The organism is Staphylococcus sp. HMSC063A07 (assembly GCF_001836955.1).
Lineage (GTDB): Bacteria > Bacillota > Bacilli > Staphylococcales > Staphylococcaceae > Staphylococcus > Staphylococcus lugdunensis.
Genome location: NZ_KV830929.1, coordinates 163555 through 184588, shown reverse-complemented (window position 1 = coordinate 184588; position 21034 = coordinate 163555). Strand labels below are relative to the sequence as shown.

General features: G+C 34.4%; 20 protein-coding genes and 1 riboswitch. Of the genes, 8 read left to right on the top strand and 12 right to left on the bottom strand.

Features of this window, described 5'->3' with window-relative positions; all coding sequences use genetic code 11:
* Nucleotides 1-101: 101 nt before the first annotated feature.
* The 7 genes from HMPREF2597_RS09225 to HMPREF2597_RS09195 all read right to left on the bottom strand — a co-directional run bounded on the left by HMPREF2597_RS09225 (nt 102) and on the right by HMPREF2597_RS09195 (nt 7232).
* On the bottom strand, nt 102-812 hold the full coding sequence (locus HMPREF2597_RS09225) for a MerR family transcriptional regulator (RefSeq protein WP_070817279.1): 711 nt from the start codon (nt 810-812) through the stop codon (nt 102-104).
* A 105-nt stretch (nt 813-917) separates the two neighbouring features.
* Nucleotides 918-1790, bottom strand: a complete 873-nt coding sequence (locus tag HMPREF2597_RS09220; protein ID WP_002478642.1) for an alpha/beta fold hydrolase — start codon at nt 1788-1790, stop codon at nt 918-920.
* 113 nt (nt 1791-1903) lie between these two features.
* On the bottom strand, nt 1904-2599 hold the full coding sequence (locus HMPREF2597_RS09215; protein WP_002460404.1) for a GTP pyrophosphokinase: 696 nt from the start codon (nt 2597-2599) through the stop codon (nt 1904-1906).
* A gap of 259 nt (nt 2600-2858) precedes the next feature.
* Nucleotides 2859-3275, bottom strand: coding sequence for a DUF2188 domain-containing protein (locus tag HMPREF2597_RS09210; RefSeq protein ID WP_002478641.1), 417 nt, complete (start codon nt 3273-3275; stop codon nt 2859-2861).
* A gap of 66 nt (nt 3276-3341) precedes the next feature.
* Nucleotides 3342-5282, bottom strand: a complete 1941-nt coding sequence (locus HMPREF2597_RS09205; protein ID WP_002478640.1) for an FUSC family protein — start codon at nt 5280-5282, stop codon at nt 3342-3344.
* Between the two features lie 267 nt (nt 5283-5549).
* A complete protein-coding gene (locus HMPREF2597_RS09200; RefSeq protein WP_002460409.1) occupies nt 5550-5834 on the bottom strand; it encodes a putative quinol monooxygenase in 285 nt (94 codons plus the stop codon).
* 123 nt (nt 5835-5957) lie between these two features.
* The gene (locus tag HMPREF2597_RS09195) at nt 5958-7232 is read right to left on the bottom strand and encodes a pyruvate MFS transporter (protein WP_002460411.1); all 1275 of its coding nucleotides are present in this window, start codon (nt 7230-7232) and stop codon (nt 5958-5960) included.
* A gap of 535 nt (nt 7233-7767) precedes the next feature.
* Nucleotides 7768-7879, top strand: a riboswitch (TPP riboswitch).
* Nucleotides 7880-7941: 62 nt separating this feature from the next.
* Here HMPREF2597_RS09195 and HMPREF2597_RS09190 point away from each other — a divergent pair.
* From HMPREF2597_RS09190 to HMPREF2597_RS09160, 7 genes are all read left to right on the top strand, one after another.
* Complete coding sequence (locus HMPREF2597_RS09190) at nt 7942-8532, top strand: thiamine phosphate synthase (protein ID WP_002478639.1); 591 nt, start codon at nt 7942-7944, stop codon at nt 8530-8532.
* On the top strand, nt 8525-9640 hold the full coding sequence (thiO, locus tag HMPREF2597_RS09185; RefSeq protein WP_002460414.1) for a glycine oxidase ThiO: 1116 nt from the start codon (nt 8525-8527) through the stop codon (nt 9638-9640). The genes HMPREF2597_RS09190 and thiO overlap by 8 nt, the downstream gene beginning before the upstream one ends.
* Complete coding sequence (gene thiS, locus HMPREF2597_RS09180; protein ID WP_002460415.1) at nt 9624-9824, top strand: sulfur carrier protein ThiS; 201 nt, start codon at nt 9624-9626, stop codon at nt 9822-9824. Before thiO ends, thiS begins: the two co-directional genes overlap by 17 nt.
* 1 nt (nt 9825) lies before the next feature.
* On the top strand, nt 9826-10593 hold the full coding sequence (locus tag HMPREF2597_RS09175; RefSeq protein WP_002478638.1) for a thiazole synthase: 768 nt from the start codon (nt 9826-9828) through the stop codon (nt 10591-10593).
* Nucleotides 10593-11591 carry a ThiF family adenylyltransferase gene (locus HMPREF2597_RS09170; protein WP_070817278.1) on the top strand — a complete coding sequence of 333 codons (999 nt, stop codon included), beginning with the start codon at nt 10593-10595 and terminating at the stop codon, nt 11589-11591. The genes HMPREF2597_RS09175 and HMPREF2597_RS09170 overlap by 1 nt, the downstream gene beginning before the upstream one ends.
* Before the next feature lie 141 nt (nt 11592-11732).
* Entirely contained in the window at nt 11733-12347 is a 615-nt protein-coding gene (locus HMPREF2597_RS09165) for an undecaprenyl phosphate transporter UptA (protein WP_002460418.1), read from the top strand.
* A 165-nt stretch (nt 12348-12512) separates the two neighbouring features.
* A complete protein-coding gene (locus HMPREF2597_RS09160; RefSeq protein ID WP_002478636.1) occupies nt 12513-14477 on the top strand; it encodes a fructose-bisphosphatase class III in 1965 nt (654 codons plus the stop codon).
* A gap of 58 nt (nt 14478-14535) precedes the next feature.
* On the opposite strand, the gene HMPREF2597_RS09155 is transcribed toward HMPREF2597_RS09160, so the two are convergent.
* The gene (locus tag HMPREF2597_RS09155) at nt 14536-16323 is read right to left on the bottom strand and encodes a cation:proton antiporter (RefSeq protein ID WP_002478635.1); all 1788 of its coding nucleotides are present in this window, start codon (nt 16321-16323) and stop codon (nt 14536-14538) included.
* A gap of 299 nt (nt 16324-16622) precedes the next feature.
* Here HMPREF2597_RS09155 and HMPREF2597_RS09150 point away from each other — a divergent pair, with 299 nt between their 5' ends.
* The gene (locus HMPREF2597_RS09150) at nt 16623-17687 is read left to right on the top strand and encodes a YkvI family membrane protein (RefSeq protein ID WP_002478634.1); all 1065 of its coding nucleotides are present in this window, start codon (nt 16623-16625) and stop codon (nt 17685-17687) included.
* Nucleotides 17688-17740: 53 nt separating this feature from the next.
* Here HMPREF2597_RS09150 and HMPREF2597_RS09145 read toward each other — a convergent pair whose 3' ends face one another.
* From HMPREF2597_RS09145 to HMPREF2597_RS09130, 4 genes are all read right to left on the bottom strand, one after another.
* Nucleotides 17741-18334, bottom strand: a complete 594-nt coding sequence (locus HMPREF2597_RS09145; RefSeq protein WP_002478633.1) for a methylhydroquinone degradation carboxylesterase MhqD — start codon at nt 18332-18334, stop codon at nt 17741-17743.
* Nucleotides 18335-18353: 19 nt separating this feature from the next.
* Nucleotides 18354-19259 carry a ring-cleaving dioxygenase gene (locus tag HMPREF2597_RS09140; protein WP_002478632.1) on the bottom strand — a complete coding sequence of 302 codons (906 nt, stop codon included), beginning with the start codon at nt 19257-19259 and terminating at the stop codon, nt 18354-18356.
* Between the two features lie 11 nt (nt 19260-19270).
* The gene (locus HMPREF2597_RS09135) at nt 19271-20239 is read right to left on the bottom strand and encodes a ring-cleaving dioxygenase MhqE (protein WP_012990722.1); all 969 of its coding nucleotides are present in this window, start codon (nt 20237-20239) and stop codon (nt 19271-19273) included.
* Between the two features lie 67 nt (nt 20240-20306).
* Nucleotides 20307-20741, bottom strand: a complete 435-nt coding sequence (locus HMPREF2597_RS09130; RefSeq protein ID WP_002478630.1) for a MarR family transcriptional regulator MhqR — start codon at nt 20739-20741, stop codon at nt 20307-20309.
* Between the last annotated feature and the right edge of the window lie 293 nt (nt 20742-21034).

Below are 21034 nucleotides of genomic sequence, written 5' to 3'. Positions count from 1 at the left end.
TAATCAATGATACATTTCAAGGTTATATTTTTACTTTTTAAGCATAAAAAAATCCCCCAACACTTTTTAATAAAAGTTTGGAGGATTGTATAACTGATGGACTATTTAACTTCAGCACAATAATGTGTTTCGTGACAATGTGGGCAAGAGAGCTTACGTGTATGCATCGTATGTCGCGCTTTAATAAATGACCACATTCCTGGTTTAAAGCGTGTGTGACAATTTGGGCATAAATAATAAATATAGTGTCGATAAAAATATACAATACCTATCCCATAAATCACCAACAATGATAGAACTTTGACAAATGGTAGCGCGCTGCGGTGTATAATACTAATAACAATACTTGTGTATTGAATAACCCCTATCACACCCGCACTTAACCATAGACGTCGATAAAAAGATTTAAGTTGTTTTGATTTTGTCATCATTAGATGAATGTCTGTAAATTCTTCTATTGGAGAAGTAGAATGTTGTGCAATCATCCTTTGTAATTGATTAATTGTATCGACAGTGCGTTTTGCATCATGCATGTCTTGTTCTAAGTTCTCTTTCTTCAATTGTAATATCAGTTTCAAAGATTTTAGTTGTTGATCGTCATTTAATAATTTCTTAATGTCATCAAGCGACAGTTCTAACTCTTTCAACAATAAGATTAATTTCAAACGTTTTAAACTTTGTTCATTGTACATACGTCGTTGTCCATCCGTTGTACTTGCAGGTAGCAATAAACCTTTTTTGTGATAATACTGTAATGTACGCACTGTAATATTAAATTGCTGTGCTACTTCTCCGATACTATATTGAGACATTCAAGTCACCTCCTACCGTTAACGTACGCTATGACCTTACGTCACGTGCAAGCTTTTTTTAAAAATTTTTAAAAATTTTAGACATACGGCAGTCTTAAAACCCACTTATGAAGCTACCCATGCTTTTATTTGATCGACAATACCTTTCGTATCATCTTCTTGAGATTCTAGGACCGTAGGAAAATCTAAATGACCGATACCAGGGTAAACAACTTCAACTGCAGTACCACCAAACTCTTGATATTTTAGTAGCGTTTCATGCGAATCAGTATAAGGAATAATTTCGTCATCTTCTCCAGATATAAATAGCAGTTTAGGAAATTGCTCAATCTCTTCAATGTCTGGTAAATAGTCCGCTTTAATTGAATATTCAATATCCGTTAATATCGTTTTTACTGGTGCTAAAAAGGAAAATATATCTTTAGCACTTTCAGTTTTGGCATAAACTGTTTTATCTAATATATACTGTGGCAAGTTTTTTATTGCTGCCATTTCATCCTTTAAATGTTCACGCTTACTATCACCTGAAAATAATCGCGACAGCATACTGGTATTCGGGGTTATCCGCGCTGCACTATTTAAATAGACAAGATGTGTAATTGGTAATGTATTAAATTTAAGTAGTCGTGTCGCTATCATGCCACCCATTGAATAGCCTAGCAACATCATCTTTTTAATTCCATGCTGCTCAACCACTTGACTCAATACATCATATATCCTCTCAGAATAATCATCTAAAGTGTCTTTCGTTGTTGTTAATTCGGAACTTTCTCCTCTGCCTGGACAATTGACAAAAATCATTTGATATTCTCTGAAGTACGGCTCGAACATTGCCATAATACGGTAAGTCATCATCGCACCATGAATAAAGACAATGATGTCTGATGATGATCTATCTCCAGCAAATACGACTTCGCTTTGCTCATGATCATAATGTTTCAATGTATATTGTTCTGTCGAAAAATTCTGTTTGTTCATTCTTATAACACCTTAATTATTTTTATATTAATAGTCACTATTATAGTGAACTTCTATATAGTTAAGCATACACCAGAACATGAAATGCTTGGCGTCTTCTTTTCCATGGTCGTTTATCGTTTTGATATTTCGGAATGCATTTGTTGCATTTTTGCTTCGACGTTTGTAATTTCATTGGCGCATTCTGTTAGGCGGTCTTTGTAGTCTTCCGTATTTGCGTTATTTTTATAGCGTATTTTATGTTCTAAGCTTGCCCACATATCCATGCCAATGGTTCTAATTTGAATTTCAACTGGTGTGATTTGGACACTATCTGATAAAAATACTGGAATTGTTACAACAAGATGTAAACTACGGTAACCATTTTCTTTAGGATGTTCAACATAATCTTTACGTTTTAATAATTCAACATCTTCTTGTTGTACAAGCATACGCTCAATCTCATAAATATCTTCTAAATAATTACAGACCACACGAATGCCGGCGATATCCATGATATGTTCTTTCGCATTTTGTGCATTGACAGGCAATCCTTTGCGCTTAAGCTTTTTCACTAAACTACTCATTTCCTTTATACGACGTTCCATATGGTGAATTGGATTATGCTTATAAACATAATTAAAGTTATCATCTAAAATATCTAGCTTAGTACAAATTTCTTTTAGTGCAGATGAATAAATATGATCTAATTCAACAAAGCCAATTAATGTATTAAAGGCTTCATCGCTATTTTTAAAATTGTTAATATTGCTATTAAATTCATGTCTTAAGTCTTCTATGTAAAGTGATGGCTTTCTTTCTACGTACATATTACTTCCTCCCGTCTTCGTTACATGTCTATTATAACGAATTTTGACTTAAACATAAGGAATTAACACTGTCATCACTCACATCATTATATAATTAAGGGAGCGGGACAGCATTCATTATGAATTCGTAGTCCCGCTCCGGCAAGATTGACTAGGATTGAAAAAAGCTTGGTATTAGCGTATTTTCAATCCTAGTCAACTAATGCCAATATAGAACTCAGAGCCTGAAATATAATTATATCCCAGACTCTTAGTAATATTATTGACTATTTTTCTTATGCGTGATTACGTGGGTATGTCGATTTTCTGCAATCTTTTGTGCACGTTCTACTGCTTGCTTTTTAGTATTATAAGTTGCTGTTGCCTGCTTTGCTCCTGATGTTTTAACTTTCCATTTTTCATCCTCAAAATATACATGAACGTTGTGATCATTTAGTTGTGGTTGCGCACTATTATCTTTCTCGTGTTGTGTAATATGTTTATGCTTTAGTTGCTCTAATTCTGATTCGGTTGCATCTTGATACCATTTTTCTGCTTGCTGTGTAGCAATTGGAATCACATCATGCTCATCATAACCATCCTTGAGCATTGCATTTCCAATGTCAATCGCTTTTTTACGTTCAAGTTGCGCTAAATTCTTCCAAGAAGGCGGATAATCGCTCATTGTCCAAGGCATGATAACACTCCTTCAATAACACGTATTTAATTAATAACATACCCTATACGCCATGATATAAACCCATCAGCCTTGTTGCGTAGCACTGCCATCTTCGGCATCCGAAATGTCTTTACGCTCAGCCAAACAATTGTTTTGTAGTTTCATCAAAGCCGATTTAATGTAGTTATATTGTGGTAAATCTGAAAGTGTATTTAAGGTTAACTGACTTTGAATATCGAAATGTTTCGCGATATTTTCAAATGTTACTAAATATTCTCCTAACTGTGTATCTGAAATGGTATAGCGCTGGTGATCAGCCATTGCGCGCATTAGCATAAAGTTGATTTCTTCTAACGCATAAATACTAGGATAGTAATAATTAATTACTTCTCTATTGCTAAAAATTTCACCACTTGCTGATTGATATACTTGAATCATATTCGACATTTTAACCGATAAATCCACACTTTCTGTACGTGTATACGCATCGTTGTCATAATAGTTTGCTGAAAATAAATAATGAAATACGCTAGCTTCTTTACGTACAACTTCTGCAATTGTATGAGGCAACATAGATGATGCCGTTTTACGATTTAATATTAAAATTCCTACTATAGCAATAGTAATTCCGATAATAACATCCAATATGCGTGTATAGGCAATCTCCATCGATAAATTTCCTGAAGCTAAACCATTGAGTAAAATGACCTGCGTGGTAATAAAAATAACGGCAAAAGCATAATTTGCACCTACAAAAGCTTCGGTCATAGCTGCAGCTGCCCCCATTAAAATAACGGCAATCATCGTATGAGGATGGAAATAAAGAATACCGGATAATAACAAAGCCCCAAGAATTGTTCCAATGCCACGAGCGAATGCACGGTCAAACATTCGAACAGTTGTCATACCAAGCATGACTGTATGAGCTGAAATTACAATCCAATATGACTTTTGAATATTAAATGCTAATGCCACGAAGATAGCAACTGCCATAACAAGCGCATAAATACAAGTGTTTTTAAAAACAAATGAATCAAGTGTTAAATTCTGAATAATACGTTTACTGTATAGTGGTTGACGGACTTTGGCCTCATGTTCAAGTTGTGTGTCTTGAGCATGAACTAACGCATCTATTTTTAAAATATGCTGTTCTAAATTATCGAATGTATTATCAATATCGACAGTTTTTGACCATAATTGCTGTTTTTCTCCTTTGCTAGTAGCATTATGTACAATCATTTCAACCATTTGAATTAAGTCTTGTGGCAAAGGGCGCACTTGGTTCTCATGTAATTCAAGTAATTCTGAATAAATACCTTGTGCTGTAGTATGTAAGAGTAATAACTTTTGAAAACGCGCGCTATATTTATCATGATGATTAGCTGCTGATGTGATTAAAAGTTTATCTGAATTATTAAAAGTTGCTACCGCAGATTGTGTTGCTTGTTTAAACGCATCGGGATTATCATAGTGATGCATTAAGTGTTGAATCATTTGGAAGTCCGCTTTAATTGCTTGGTCTTCAGGCTTTTCTTTGGTAAGACATATCGTAATTAAGACAACAATTGTTGCTAGTAATCCCCCAACTAACATTGCTAAACCTCTCACCCAAAAACTAGCCGGATCGACAGGCAAGTTACTAGATAAGGCAAATGTTACGATAAAGAATGTTGATGATGGCCCAGCGATTTTTAAAGCATTAAACATATAATACGGTATGACAGTAACAATAAGTAGTAAAAGCCCATACAACACAGGTTGTATAACAGTTAATGTGCCTAGCATCATACAGGTGGTAAAGGATAAAGAACAAACAATAACCGTTCTAATCATAGACTTTGCTGCACCTTTAAAAACATAAATATGAGATAATGTGCCTGTTGCCACCAGAATTCCAAGACTAAAGTAACCCATAAAGTAACCTATGAATGCTGGAATAATCATTAACAATCCTTGTCGTAAGCCTTTAAGATAATCTATTTTGTCTTTATTTATTTGGCTTAGCGATGTGAACAATGAAGTCACCTTTATCTCTCCTTTCTATCAATCATTTGAAACAATCCTCTATGTCACAATATTTTCTATTCTACCATTAACTATAGTGCTATGAGCAAGAGCTTTACACATCAAAAACCCCTCTTCCATGATTGGAAAAGAGGTTATTAAACGTGTAAACTTTACTGATGCTACTTATTGCACATGTGTTGTTAAAGCAATTTATTAAAACACACCACATTCATTTCAAATATACACTAGAATAATCCAAACATCATACTTACTAGCATATTATTCTCATTTGACTTCTGCAACATCAATCACAGGTTGCTCGCTCACGTACTTGCCAATATTATCACTAAATACTTTAAAATGTGCAGATTTATTATGTGCATCTACGGCTTGTTGATTGCGATAATTTTCAACAACTACAAATGAGTTAGGTTCTGTAACATCCTCATAGTGATGATAAAATAAATTACCAGGCTCTTGTTGTGTGGCATCTACCAAATCTTTCATTAGAGATAAATATGCCTCTCGATGTTCAGCTGCTACTTTTAATTTAGCGTTAATAATAATCATCACATTCACTCCTTTAAAGTTATACTTTTATTATAATCCTTCATGAATGAAATAAACAGCTGAAGACTTTTTATCTTCAACTGTTTATTTCAAATATAGTAGAGATTTCCTTTAGTAATAAGTTTATTTTAAAGTTTTACTTTCGTCTTTAAGCAATGGTTTGTCTGGTGCTACAAAGAACCAAAGTATTACTGCAATTACTGCTGGAATAATAAGCAATTGGAAAGTCATTGTCCATCCCAAAGAACTTACTAACGCACCTGCTAAGAATGGACTTACTAATGCACCGATATTGCCCCATAGGTTCATCCAACCTGATACAGTACCTGCAAAATTACGTCCAATATCATTAGCTGCTGCCCAACTCATTCCCATTGAAATACCCATACCACCAAGTCCTAATGATAACCAGAAAATAGTGACATATAGATTTTCCGTATGCACGGCAAAGAAAATGGCTACAGCAAAAACAATAAATCCTACAATCGCAATCACACCTCTAGATACAAAACGTGATTGACCTGTACTTAAAATTTTATCTGAGATTGCACCCGCTGATAAAATGAGGAAGAACATAATTAACCAAGGCAATGAACTAATTGCCATATCTTTAAAAGCAACATGATATTGTTCAGTTAAATATGTAGGCAACCAAATTAAGAATAATGTAATGATAAATTGCACTACAAAGTATTGTCCTGCAATGGCATAGAAACTAAAACGACGGAAGAATTGTCCCCAAGGTGCTACTGATTTTGATGTTTGCACAATATCACGATTTTCCATAATAAAACGTTTTTCTGCTTCATTTACCATTTTATGCTGTTCTGGTAAATCTTTAGCGATAATTCCCCAAAGAATCGCAATTAATATACCTGCAGCACCAAAAATATAGAACACTGCCTCCCAGTTAAATGCATTAACAATGGCTATCGTTACAATAGGTGCGAGCACAGGGCCAAAATAAGAACCTGCAAGCAATGCACTTGAAGCACGACCTTTTTCTGTTTTAGAGAACCATGTCGAGTTAAAAACTGCATTTGATGGATACATTGGTGCTTCCCCAACACCAAATAAAAATCTTACAAAGTAAAGCAAGCCATGGTGCTTAATCATACCTGTAAAAATAGTAAAAGCACTCCACCATAATAATGCTATCGTAATCATTTTTCTTGGCCCAAATTTTTCGGCTAACATTCCTGAAGGTACCTGCATTAATGCATAACCTAATGAGAAGAATGAAGCTAATAACCCAAATTGCTTTTTGTCCATTCCTAAATCTGCCATCATTTGTGGCGCGATATAAGAAATATTTGAACGGTCCATGTACGCAATGACACCAATAATAAAGAACGCGATTGCAAAGTACCAACGAACATTACTTCTTTTTTGAATCATAACTTTTGTTACTCCTTAAATTTTGTCGTTTCTTAAATTGCTGTTGAAGAAGTTTCAAAAAAAGTCTGTCTAACGATGTTATATGACTCCCTTTTTAACACTGTCATCATAGGCTTTTTAAGTTATTTTTTTATCATATTAGCAGATTGCGGAAGCGGTTTCAATATTAAATTCACATTTTTGTCAATTTTTTTATATTTTTTGCATATTCTTAGCCGTCACATCGGAATAATTTGACTATTTTTATGTTAAATGCCCATAAAATCAGTACCTCAATGAATTTTAACTAATTATTTGAATTTAATTTCTATAAACTTTAATGCATAAAACCAACAAATATACATCGAATTATTTGCAATAATTTGAATTACCTATTAAAACAATTAATATTTGTTATTTTGCCTTTATTCATGCACATTTAAGCATATATCTTTTATCAAAAACGTATCTCTATAAATTAAAAACAGTATTAAAATTTGAATTCAGCCATATTCTTTTGTAGAATGTAGTTAAATTAAACGCTAATAATCATATAATCATCCACTGGAAGTGCCTTTTATCTTAAGGCTGAGAGTAAAGAAGAGACTTTATAATTCCTGGAACCTGATCCAGACAGTACTGGCGTAGGGAAGTGGCGAAGGATATAAAGTAACGATACTATACGCTATTCCCTACTTGGGTTTAGCGTTTTTTTAATTTAAATGAGGTGATGTTCATTTTCATTGCGATAACAGAATATAAATTTTTAGACAACAACGATTTGCAGCACTTTCTTACTATCGAGCAGGACATAGATTTTTTACTTTTTAGAACTTCTATGTCTCAGAAGGAATTACAGCACTTTATTCAACAGTTAATTTATCAGGGATTTCCAAAATCTAAGATGATGATACACAGTGATGTCAAGCTGTTAAATACATTGGGATTACAGAATATTCACTTCCGAGAAAATGACGCACAAGCATTTCATCTTAAGTCTAAATATCCTGACATACACGTATCTATGTCTACACATCATTTATCTTCGGTAATCCGGGCTTATGAAGCGGGACTTGACGCGGTCTTTTTTGGGCATATTTTTCCTACACCTTCAAAACCCAATTTACCGCCACGTTCTCAAGTTGAAATCGATTCGGTATTAGAAGTTCCCATCCCTGTATATGCAATTGGTGGTATAACAACGGATACTATCCGCAAACTATCCCCCAAATTTGCTGGAATATGTGCAATTTCTTTCTTTATGAAATCATCCGCTTCAGTTATTCATCAATTTCGAAAGGAGTGGCATCATCATGCATGATGTACTAATTATTGGTTCAGGTGTCATCGGCATGTCCATTGCACGTTCTTTAAGTGAAAGCCATTTGGATATTGCGATTGTTGATAGAGATGTTCCTGGCAAACATGCTTCTTATAAGGCAGGTGGAATGTTAGGCGCTCAAAATGAATTTACTTATGACAGCGCTCTATTTCGTCTCGCGCTTGAATCGCGAGCTATGTTTCCTGATTTAGCCGCAGACTTATTTCAAGAAACAGGTATCGACATTCAGTTTCAAAATTCTGGGTTAATTAAAGTAGCTAGCAGCAAAGATGATGTTAATCACTTAATGGCTCAGTATGAATTTTTAAATGCACATGATTCAAGTGTCACTAAATTAAGCGATAACGCTTTAAAGCAACTTTCACATGGCACAATCAATCCTAGTCCATTATCAATTTATATCCCAAAAGACGGACAAATTAATGCACATCATTACACACAAGCCTTATTAAAATCGATTTTAAAGCGTGATATTCATCGATACTATGAAACAGAAGTTACCAATATACGTAAAGATAATGGCTTTTATCAAGTTATGACAACAACCGGTACATTATATGCGCAAAAAGTGATTGTCGCAGGAGGTGCATGGTCATCAGAATTACTTGAACATTATCATTTGCCACGTAAAGTTATCGGGGTAAAAGGTGAAGTTATTTTAGTCGAACATAATGACTTGAAACTTACCGAAACCGTTTTTATGACAAATGGTTGCTATATTGTACCTAAGAAACCTAACCGTTTCTTAATTGGTGCAACCAGCGACTTTGATAATTATTCTGTCGGCAATACCGATGATGGAATACATTGGTTACTTGAAAAGTCAAGCGAACGCATTCCAGCATTAGCGCACAGTAAAATCATTAAACAATGGTCTGGTGTGCGACCATACACTGAACAAGAACTACCGATTATGGATCGCATTGATGATGGTCTATTTGCCATTACTGGTCACTACCGTAACGGTATTTTATTGTCACCTATTATTGGCAGAGATATTGCAAATTGGTTGTTATCTGGTATCAAACCAGATATTTATAACACATTTTCAGCGACTAGGAGGGAAACATATGAAGTGCATGATTAATGGTGACCCTTTCACATTTGACAAGGAACAATCCATTCAAGATGTGTTACTTGCATTAGAATTAGATCCGAAACGTGTCATCGTTGAATATAATGACACTTTAATTAAACAAGATGACTACCACAGTCACACGGTAAGACAAGACGATAAATTAGAATTACTAGAATTTGTTGGAGGCGGATAATATGTTTAAAATTGGCTCATTAGAATTAAAATCACGTTTATTATTAGGCACAGGTAAATTTGACAATGAAGACATTCAAACCAAAGCGATTGAAGCGTCAGAAACAAATGTCTTAACTTTTGCGGTAAGACGCATGAACTTATATGACAAAAATTTACCAAACCCACTTGCAAATATTAATCTCAAAGATTTTATTACATTCCCAAATACAGCTGGAGCAAAAACAGCGAAAGAAGCGATTCGTATTGCTGAAATTGCTAATCATGCCGGTGTATGTGACATGATTAAAGTTGAAGTGATTGGTGATGATGAAACACTCTTACCCGATCCATTTGAAACGTATGAAGCTTGTAAAGTATTGTTAGAAAAAGGCTATATCGTTTGCCCTTATATTTCTAATGATGTCGTCCTAGCAAAACGATTGGAAGAACTAGGCGTTCATGCGGTAATGCCGCTTGCTTCACCTATTGGTACAGGCCGAGGTATTAATAATCAGCTTAACTTAAGTTATATCATTAAAAATTCCAATGTTCCTGTAATTGTTGATGCCGGCATTGGATCACCAAAAGATGCATGTCATGCTATGGAATTAGGGGCTGATGGTATCTTACTCAATACAGCTGTGTCAGGGGCAAAAGACCCTGTAAAAATGGCAGAAGCAATGAAATTAGGTATCCAAGCAGGTCGCTTATCTTATGAGGCAGGACGTATTCCAGTTAAATATACTGCACAAGCATCTAGCCCAACTGAAGGACTCGGTTTCTTATAATGTCTCGTTATGAGCGACAAATACGTTTTGCCCCTTTTGGCGAACATGGACAAACTGCACTATCGCACGCGCAAATTTTAATTATGGGTGCTGGTGCGCTAGGCAGTCATGTTGCTGCACAACTAGCTCGTATGGGGGCGCGAAATTTATATATTGTTGACATGGATATCATTGAAACATCTAATTTGCATCGTCAATCACTCTATACTGAAGAAGACGCAGATAATATGCTACCTAAAGTAGAGGCTATCAAACAACATATTCAACACATTAATAGTGAGGTTAATGTAACGACCTTCTATCAAGAAGTCGAGTCCTCAACGATAGAAGCATTATTGACAAGCGTGCAACCAGACATTGTGATTGACGGTATGGATCATTTTAAAATTCGTTATTTAATAAATGAAGTATGCCATAAATATCAAATTCCTTGGGTTTATGGTGCTGCGGTTGGCAGTAAAGGAACGGTGTATGGCATAGATTTTAAAGGTCCTTGTTTAAAATGCTTGCTACAATATATTCCTGAGACGGGTGAAAGTTGTGCAATAAATGGTGTTCTTCCATCTATCATTTCACAAGTCGCAAGTTATGAAGTGATGGAAGCCGTTCGATACCTCATTGGTGTAGGCTTTTCAAAACAATTAATTACACTCGATGTATTCAACGTCTCATATAAGGCTATTAACGTCGATGCATTACAAGATGACAACTGTCAAGTATGTGTGCAAGGTTATTATGAGATATTGGAAACCAAACAACAAACACATATCGAAAATTTATGTGGAAAAACATATTTATTTCGTTTCCAAACACACGCCTTTGACTATGCACATCATTTCCCAGGACATATCATTAAAGAAACACCTTTCGCTAAGCTGATACACTATCAAAATTACCGCATGACACTGTTTCAAGATGGTCGTATGAACGTCTATGGCGTCACAAACAATGAAGAAGCGCAACAGTTATACCATCAGTTCTTAAAAGCATTAAAATGAGTTAATAACTTCAAAATTATAGCTAAATAAATGATAAAGCAAGCAATTCATAGTAAATTTGATTATAATGAATTTACTATGAATTTTTTGTTTGATATAACTAAAGTGGATTGTTAAATCTTAAAGGAGTTTACTGTCTTTATGGAACAAATCATTACTGATTTTATAAATCAATGGGGCTATACTGCCATTTTTATTTTAATTTTGTTAGAAAATGTCTTACCCGTCGTACCATCTGAAATTATTTTAACCTTTGCCGGTTTAATGTCTGTGAAATCCGGCCTATCTATTGCAATATTATTTACGATTTCAACAATCGCTTCTTTTATTGGTTTATTAATTTTATTCTATCTCTGCCGTCTTATTTCAGAAAACAGTCTATATCGATTTGTTGATAAATATGGCAAATGGGTTAAATTAAAAAGCAAAGATTTAAAACGTGCAAACGATTGGTTCAAGAAATATGGGGCTTGGGCGGTATTATTATGTCGCTTTATTCCTGTATTGCGTGTCTTGATTACCATTCCAGCAGGTATTAACCGCATGAATGTTGTTAAGTTCGTAACACTGTCATTATTAGGTACTACGATTTGGAACTTTGCGCTCATTTTATTAGGTCGTGTACTTAGCGATAGCTTCGACGTACTGATGAATGCACTTCATACTTATTCTTATGTAATGTATATCATTCTAATTATTGCAATCCTTTATCTTGCTTATCGACTCTTTTTCAAAAAACGTAAAAATATCAAATAATAAATAGAGAACTTAGAAGTGACGCAACATAACTTCTAAGTTTTTTTATTCTTAAGCGCTTATGTTGAAATGTTCTGTATTTTTGTTAATAATTTATGTAAGCGATTTAATCATTGATATAGAAGTATTATTTCGATTTAAACTATATACAGGAGTGACGCAATTATGACACCGAATACACTAAGTGAACTTAAGCAAAAGTATTTAGATTTACTTTCCCATCATTACGATAGCCCAGAAAAATTAGCAACTGAGATTATTAATTTAGAGTCTATTTTAGAATTACCAAAAGGCACGGAACACTTTGTCAGTGATTTACACGGTGAATATGATTCGTTCCAACATGTATTGCGCAATGGTTCAGGCAACGTACGCGCGAAAATAAATGATATCTTTAAAGATAAATTAACCACTAAAGAAATTAATGATTTAGCTGCCCTTGTTTATTATCCCGAAGAAAAGTTAAAGCTAATTAAAAATGAATTTAATTCTAGAGGACAACTCAATCTGTGGTATATCACTACGATTGAACGCCTAATTGAACTTATTACATACTGTTCTTCTAAATATACACGTTCAAAATTGCGGAAAGCTTTACCGACGCAATATGTCTACATTGTTGAAGAACTATTGTACAAAAGCAATGAATTTAATAACAAAAAATCTTATTATGAAACACTCGTGAACCAAATTATTGAACTTGAACAATCAGATGATTTAATTATCGGTTTATCTTATACAATTCAACGATTAGTCGTAAACCATCTCCATGTTGTTGGTGACATTTATGACCGTGGACCTCAACCAGATAAAATTATGGATACACTTATCGATTATCATTCTGTCGATATCCAATGGGGTAATCATGACGTATTATGGATTGGTGCCTATGCCGGTTCAAAGGTGTGTTTAGCCAACTTACTTCGCATTTGCGCGCGTTATGATAACTTAGATATTATCGAAGATGCATATGGCATTAATTTACGACCGTTACTCACTCTTGCGGAAGCCTATTATGACGGGAACAATCCTGCTTTCAAGCCTAAAAAACGGCCGGATAAAAAAGCTGCTTTAACGAAACTAGAAGAAGATCAAATAACAAAAATACATCAAGCGATTGCCATAATCCAATTCAAATTAGAAATACCTATTATTAAACGACGTCCAAACTTTGAAATGGAAGAGCGTCTCGTGCTTGAAAAAACAGATTATGACAACAACAAGATTACTGTGTATGGTAAGACCTACCCATTAACAAATACGTGCTTTACTACTGTGGATCCACAAAATCCTGGTCAATTGTTACCTGAAGAAGAAGATGTTATTAATAAGCTGTTATTGTCATTCCAACAATCAGAAAAATTAAAACGTCATATGTCATTTTTAATGCAAAAAGGTACATTATATCTCCCTTATAACGGTAATTTACTCATCCATGGCTGTATTCCTGTTGATGAAAATGGAGAAATGGAAGCTTTTGAAATTGAAGGTGTGAAACATCAAGGACGTGATTTACTAGATGTATTTGAAACGCATGTACGTGAAGCATTTGACCATAAGGATATTACAGACGACTTATCTACTGACCTAGTGTGGTATTTATGGACTGGTAAATATAGTTCATTATTTGGTAAACGTGCCATGACAACATTTGAACGTTATTTTATTGAAGATAAGGTCTCACATAAAGAAGAAAAGAACCCTTATTATCACCTACGTGAAGATGTGGACATGATTCGTAAAATGTTAAAAGACTTTGGTCTGAATCCTGATGAAGGACGTATTATCAATGGGCATACACCTGTTAAGGAAATTGATGGAGAAGACCCAATTAAAGCTGATGGTAAAATGCTTGTAATTGATGGTGGTTTCTCAAAAGCCTATCAAAAAACTACAGGTATTGCTGGCTATACATTATTATACAATTCATTCGGTATGCAGCTTGTTGCTCACCAAGAATTTAATACGAAAGATAAAGTACTATCTGATGGGGCTGATGAACTATCTGTACGTCGAGTCGTAGATGAAGAGCTACAACGCAAAAAAATACGTGATACCAATGATGGTTACCATATTCAAGAACAAATCGATATTCTCAAGACATTAATGCATGATCGCTATCTTAATTAGCTGACACATTTTTTCAATAAAAACGCGCATCTTTTTCTATTGATGCGCGTTTGTTATTTTAAACATTATATACATTTTTAAGCACGCCATAAATACCGTCTTCATAATGTGGCATCTTTTTAGTACTATGATTAAACCTAACAACCTGATTGTCATCAATATGATAAATAATCATATCAGATGAATGATCATAATCAAATTGTGCAGCTGGAACATCGATAATATTTTGATTAACAATGCAGTTGTCAAACCATTTCGGACTATGATTTTCATCAAATAAAATATGATGTCGTAAAGGGCCATTCAAGTTATTTCGAGCTTGTTCATCAGTAAAGGATACAGGCATCATATCCACATTAGTTAAGCCAAATTCAGGTACCAATTCATTAAAAGCCAGACTATTAAAAATAAATGACTTAGTCATCAGTAAACATTTATTATAGCGAATTAAATCGGCATAGATGCGGTCATTGCTTGACAACAAGTTACCTTCAAACACTTCAAAGCCTAATTGTTGAGCTTCTTCTGTCGTATTGGTAAATAAGTTGAAGACCATAACGGGAATATGATGTTCACGCAATTTTGATCCTAAATGAAACGAAAAGGCACTTTCCCCAACGATGATGACACCAGGTGGTTCTGTACTAGCTAATCCAAGTCCTTTACTAAGCGGTGTAAAGCTAAAGCCATAAATCACGACAGTAATAAAGACTAAACCAAACGTTACGGGCGTGATGTAAGATGCCATTTTTACACCATTATCCATAAATAAAGCCCCAAAAAATTGTGCCACGGTTAATACCACGATTCCTCTAGGTGCCATCATTGCGACTAAGGCACGCTCTTTTTTCGTTATCTCAGTGCCTATAGTTGAAAGCAGAACGGATATAGGGCGAACAAGAACAATCATTACTAATGCAAACAGAACTAATTGCCATGACAATATATTGACTAAAATATCTGATGTTAAAGATGATGTGATAAGTATAAATACAGTTGACACCAGAATAGATGATAAATTTTCAATAAAATGATCTGATTCTTTAAAAATTAAATCATGTCGTTTTTGACGCGCCATCATCAAACCAAAAATAGTAACAGCCAGCAAACCTGATTCAGGTAGTATTTGATCACATATACTAAAAACTAATAAAATAAAGACTAGTTGAATTGACGGCATAAGGCCTTGTGAAATAAAGTCTAATTTAATTAGCCAATTGAACAAGAATGATGCACCAAATCCAATCGCAATCGTACCAATAATCTGACAGCCGAATATAAGTATCACATGCAAACCAAAACCTTCATCAATAATTTGATAAATATAAAAGGCACTTAACGCTAATATGGGGCCAATGGGATCAAGAATAATACTTTCCCAACGTAAAATAGAATCGACATTTTTTCGTACTTTCGCTTGCTTGAGCAGTGGTTGAATGACAGTTGGTCCCGTGATTAAAAACAATCCAGCAACAACGATAGCAACGGCTATAGGAAAATGTAAAATCATATGTAATGCTATAGCACCTAATACCCAAGCAATCGCAGCACCTACAGTGATGATACGTAATATAGCTTTAGAAATACCTTTCAATTCACGAAAGTCTAGGTTGCTGCTCCCTTCAAATAAAATAATCGCAACCGCTAATGAAACAATAGGACTAAAAATGTCAGAACCAAGCGTTTCTTTAGGATTTGCTAAACCCAATATCGGACCAACTAATAAACCTACAATCGACATGACGACGATTGACGGCCATTTAATACGATTGGCAAGCCATTGACTAAATATTCCTAGTGTTAAAAACAACACGATGACTAACATAATTGGCAGATTAAACGACATAGTGCCCCCCTTTTACGATATACTTTCTTATGAATCATGCTATATATTAGCAAATTTTAATGCTAAATGCATTAAGACTGTCTAACCCATTCTTGATTAAACTTAAGATGTATTTATACCATACACGTTATAGGGGAAATATCGCTATTTGTATATTCCAAAAATACAACTTTACTCTTGAGACAAACTTCCCATTTCTTTTTTTCTCAAAATAGTCTAATATATATAGATATTGCTTTATATAATAAATTTAATTTTAAATGTATATATATACTATTTGGTTAGAAAGGATAACATACATGAGTTCATTTAGAGAATCAATGATGGTCGCCTTTGCTTTTGTAGGTGTCGTTGTTGGTGCAGGGTTTGCCACTGGTCAAGAAATTTTTCAATTCTTTACGATTCATGGGAGTGGCAGTATTCCTGGTCTGATTATTACAGGAGCAATGATTACTGTTGGTGGTATCTTCGTTCTTAATACAGGATATCGTCTCAGAGCGTACAATCATTCACAAGCAATTCGTTACTATTTACACCCAACAATCGCCCAATTTTTTGATATTGTTTTAACATTATTTTTACTTTCTTTAGCTATTATTATGACGGCTGGCGGTGCCTCTACAATACATGAAAGCTTTAAATTACCATATTGGATTAGCTCGCTCTTATTAGTGCTATTAATCTTAGCTACACTATTTTTAAAATTCGAACGTCTTATTACTGTTTTAGGCATGGTCACTCCTTTCCTAATCATTGTAGTAACAATTATTGCTGTTTATTACTTTATAACTGGACATCTCGATTTTTCAATTGTGGATTCAGACAATAACAAACTTCAAACACATTCGCCTGGTTGGTGGTTTGATGGCTTAAACTATGCAAGTTTACAAATTGCAGCTGCTTTTAGCTTTTTATCTGTGATGGGTGGTCGTCTCCAATATAAATCTTCGACGCTTTGGGGCGGATTATGCGGAGGGCTAATTGTAACTTTTTTAATACTAATGATTAATCTTGGATTATTAACGAAATACACGGAAATCAAAGGTGTTGCCTTACCTTCACTTTTACTTGCTCAACATATATCTCCTATTTTGGGGACGATTATGTCTGTGATTATGGTGTTAGTGATTTATAACACTGTTGTCGGCTTAATGTATGCCTTTGCTGCACGTTTTAGTGAACCATTTACTACTAAATACTATGTCATGATTATCATCATGGCGATAGCAACGTACATTTGCACATTTATTGGCTTTATTTCTTTAATCGGAAAAGTCTTCCCTATTATGGGATTATTCGGCTTCATTCTACTTATTCCAATTATATTTAAAGGTTTTAAACGCTTAAAAACACTTAAAAGTTAAATTAAAAAGTTCCTAAAGCGTTTTGACTCCCTTTAGGAACTTTAATTTTTAAGTTATTTAGCTAAAAGTTCTTGCCCTTTTTCTAGTCCTTCTTGAGTTATTTCATGACTATTTACCCAAACTTCTGTAATCGTAGCACCATTCTGTTTAAATAGATTAATCACTTTTCGACTTTGTTCTAATGGTACTATCGGATCATTTTGTCCCATAGATAATAGGACTTGAACGTTACTCATATCTCTAGTTAACGTCACATCAACTGGATATAGTGGTGCGTATAGCAATGCTTTTTTAAATGGCGCTTCTGGACGTAACATTAAATTAATAGCTATATTAGAACCATTTGAGAACCCTACTAATACCGCTTTATCTAAATCAAAATGATATTGCTTTGTCGCTTCATGAATAAAATCTAATAAACGCTGTCCACGATAATTAAGATCGGCTTCATCATAAACACCTTCAGCCAGACGTTTAAAATAACGATTCATTCCATTTTCATTCACTTCACCACGAATACCTAGCAAATTATAATCAGAATTCAAAGCCGTTCCGAATGGAATTAAATCGGCTTCATCACCACCTGTGCCATGTAATAATATTAACGTTGGTGCATCTTCTTGACCTTTTCTAAAAATATGTTCCATTTCTATCCCCACTTTCTCACTATGAATTTAATTTTAATGGTGTTAAGGCTGCTTCAATTTCATGACGACGTGCTTCATAGAACGGTGGCAATTGAAGTGCTGTACCTAATTCATCGATATCTTCATCAACCATAAACCCTGGTCCTACAGTAGCAAATTCAAAGATTATATGCCCAGGTTCTTTAGAGTAAATTGCATGAAAGTAAAAACGTTCTTTCACATCTGTAACGTTAAACCCTTTATTCACCATATATTTACGCCACTCTAGTTGCGATTCATTATTAGGCACGGCCCAAGCAATATGATGAAAGATACCTGTACCCCAGCGCACACGTTGTGGATTGACAAAATTTTTGACAATAACTTGATGATGAATGTCTCCTACAGTTTGAAGTTGAACATTGTCGCTCGTAGTTTGAACATGTTCCAAACCTAAGTCATTGTGTAATAATTGTCGAGTGGCTTCTGGATTAGCAGAAAGCATAGTGACACCATGAAACCCAATAATGTCATTTGTTTTCATTTCTTCATCACTTTCAACCATTGCTAACGTTAAACCATGTATATCTTCAAATTCTAACGTAGGTTGATTAAATGATTGCGTTTGACGTGTTTTGACTCCGTGTGCATTTAAGTGCATTTCCCAACTTGTCATACTATCTTTAGGAATTCTAAATGCTAAACGACCAATCTGTCCTGAACCAATACGTCCCCTATATTGATTTGGCCAGTTAAAGAAAGTTAACACCATGTCTGAATTTACTTTCTCGTTTGAAAAATATAAGTGATACGTATCGATATCTTCAAAATTAACTGTTTGCTTAATTAATTTTAAGTTTAAAATATTTGTGTAAAAATCATAAGTCTCTTGTGCATTTCCAACAATTGCAGAAATATGATGAATGCGTTGAATCGATTCCATCATGTTCGTCCTCCTTATTTATAGCTTTTACCCGTTGTGTCAAATGGTCTTACTTGTGTTTCAATATAATCTCTTTGTTCTTCTAAAAAAGGTGGTAATGATAATTTCTCGCCTAACGTTTCATATGGCTCATCACCCATAAATCCAGGTCCATCTGTTGAAATTTCAAGTAATATGTGGCCGAGACGTGCATAAAGTGCTTCGAAATAGAAGCGATCGACTAATCCAGAGTTTGGAATGCGTGCTTCTGAGTATTTTTTAATCCATTGTTCAATCGCTTCATGATTTTTAACTCTAAATGATACGTGGTGAACTTCACCATATCCTTGAAAGGCATTCGGACTTTTAGAATCTCTTCTTAAAATGACTTGTCCCCCATTACCACCTTCACCAACTTCTAATAGTGCAACATCATCTTCGCTAACAACGACTTTCATGCCATATATATCTTCTAATAACTTTTTAAAATCATCGAAGTAACTTACTGTAATTTCAATTGGTCCTAAGCCATAGATTGCTTTGTCTTCTGGCACTGGTCCATTTTTCCATGGTTTACCAGGTGCTACGCCAGTATTGCCTTCATCAGATACTAATTGATAATCTTGACCATCTTCTTCTTGAAATGGTAATACCTTTTTACCAAATAATGTTTGGATTCCTTCATGTTCAACACCATATTCGTCAAAACGTTTTAAATAATACTCTAATGCATCATCATTAGGTACGCGAAATGATGGTTTTGTTATTGAATTTGTGCCTTTACGGCCTTTTGGAATACCAAGAAAATCAAAAAATGTCATATCCGTTCCTGCAGAACCAACATCGTCAGCAAAGAAAGTGTGATATGTTTGAATATCATCTTGGTTAACTGTCTTTTTAACGAGTCTCATACCTAGAATTTCAGTAAAAAATTTATAATTGCGTGCTGCATCATCTGTAATTGCAGTGACATGATGAATACCTAATAATTGATTGTTTGTCATAAATAATGCCTCCTCTATCTTATTTCGATTTCGAGATAATTTTAAATTGAAAGAAAAGTGCACATTTTTACACGTCGGCATTTTGTGCACTTAGCTTTTTGAATGTTTGTTGTAATGTCACTAATTCTTCATCTGATAACACTGAAAATGCGTGTTCTAATGTTATCGCATGTTGCGGGAATATGTCCGCCATAAACTGTTGACCTTTTTCAGTTAACGTTGCATTGTATATGCGCTTATCTCTTAAATCCTTCTCTCGTAATAGCCACCCTTTCTCCTCAAGCTGACTCACTACATACGAAATACTGCTGCTAGCAATCAGTACTCTATCCCTAATACGTTGAATGGGTTGAGGACCTTTGTTATAAAGTAACTCTAGTACAGCAAATTCTGTAATATTAAGTCCATAATTTTTCACATCTCGTTGGACAATTTTTTCCAAAGTATCTAAAGTTCGATTTAGACCGACAAAAGCTTTTAATGATTGTTGCGTGCGATCCACATCCTCACCACCCTTCAATTTATTTCGATTTCGAGATAAATTATACACGCTAATATTTTTATAGTCAATACTTTTGTTTTATGCGATATAACTTCGATGCTAAATTTGGTTGCTTCTCTAATTTTCTAAGTCATGCATTGCTTATTAATTTGTAGCAACTGAAAGATTTTAAAAATTAAGCTATTCATACGTATTCTCAATCATATCTTTGTTAATTCTTTTCGTTTTTATATTTATCCCAGTTGCCCCCATCCATAGATATTTCTTTTGTTTGTCTTTTTAATTTGCCATCT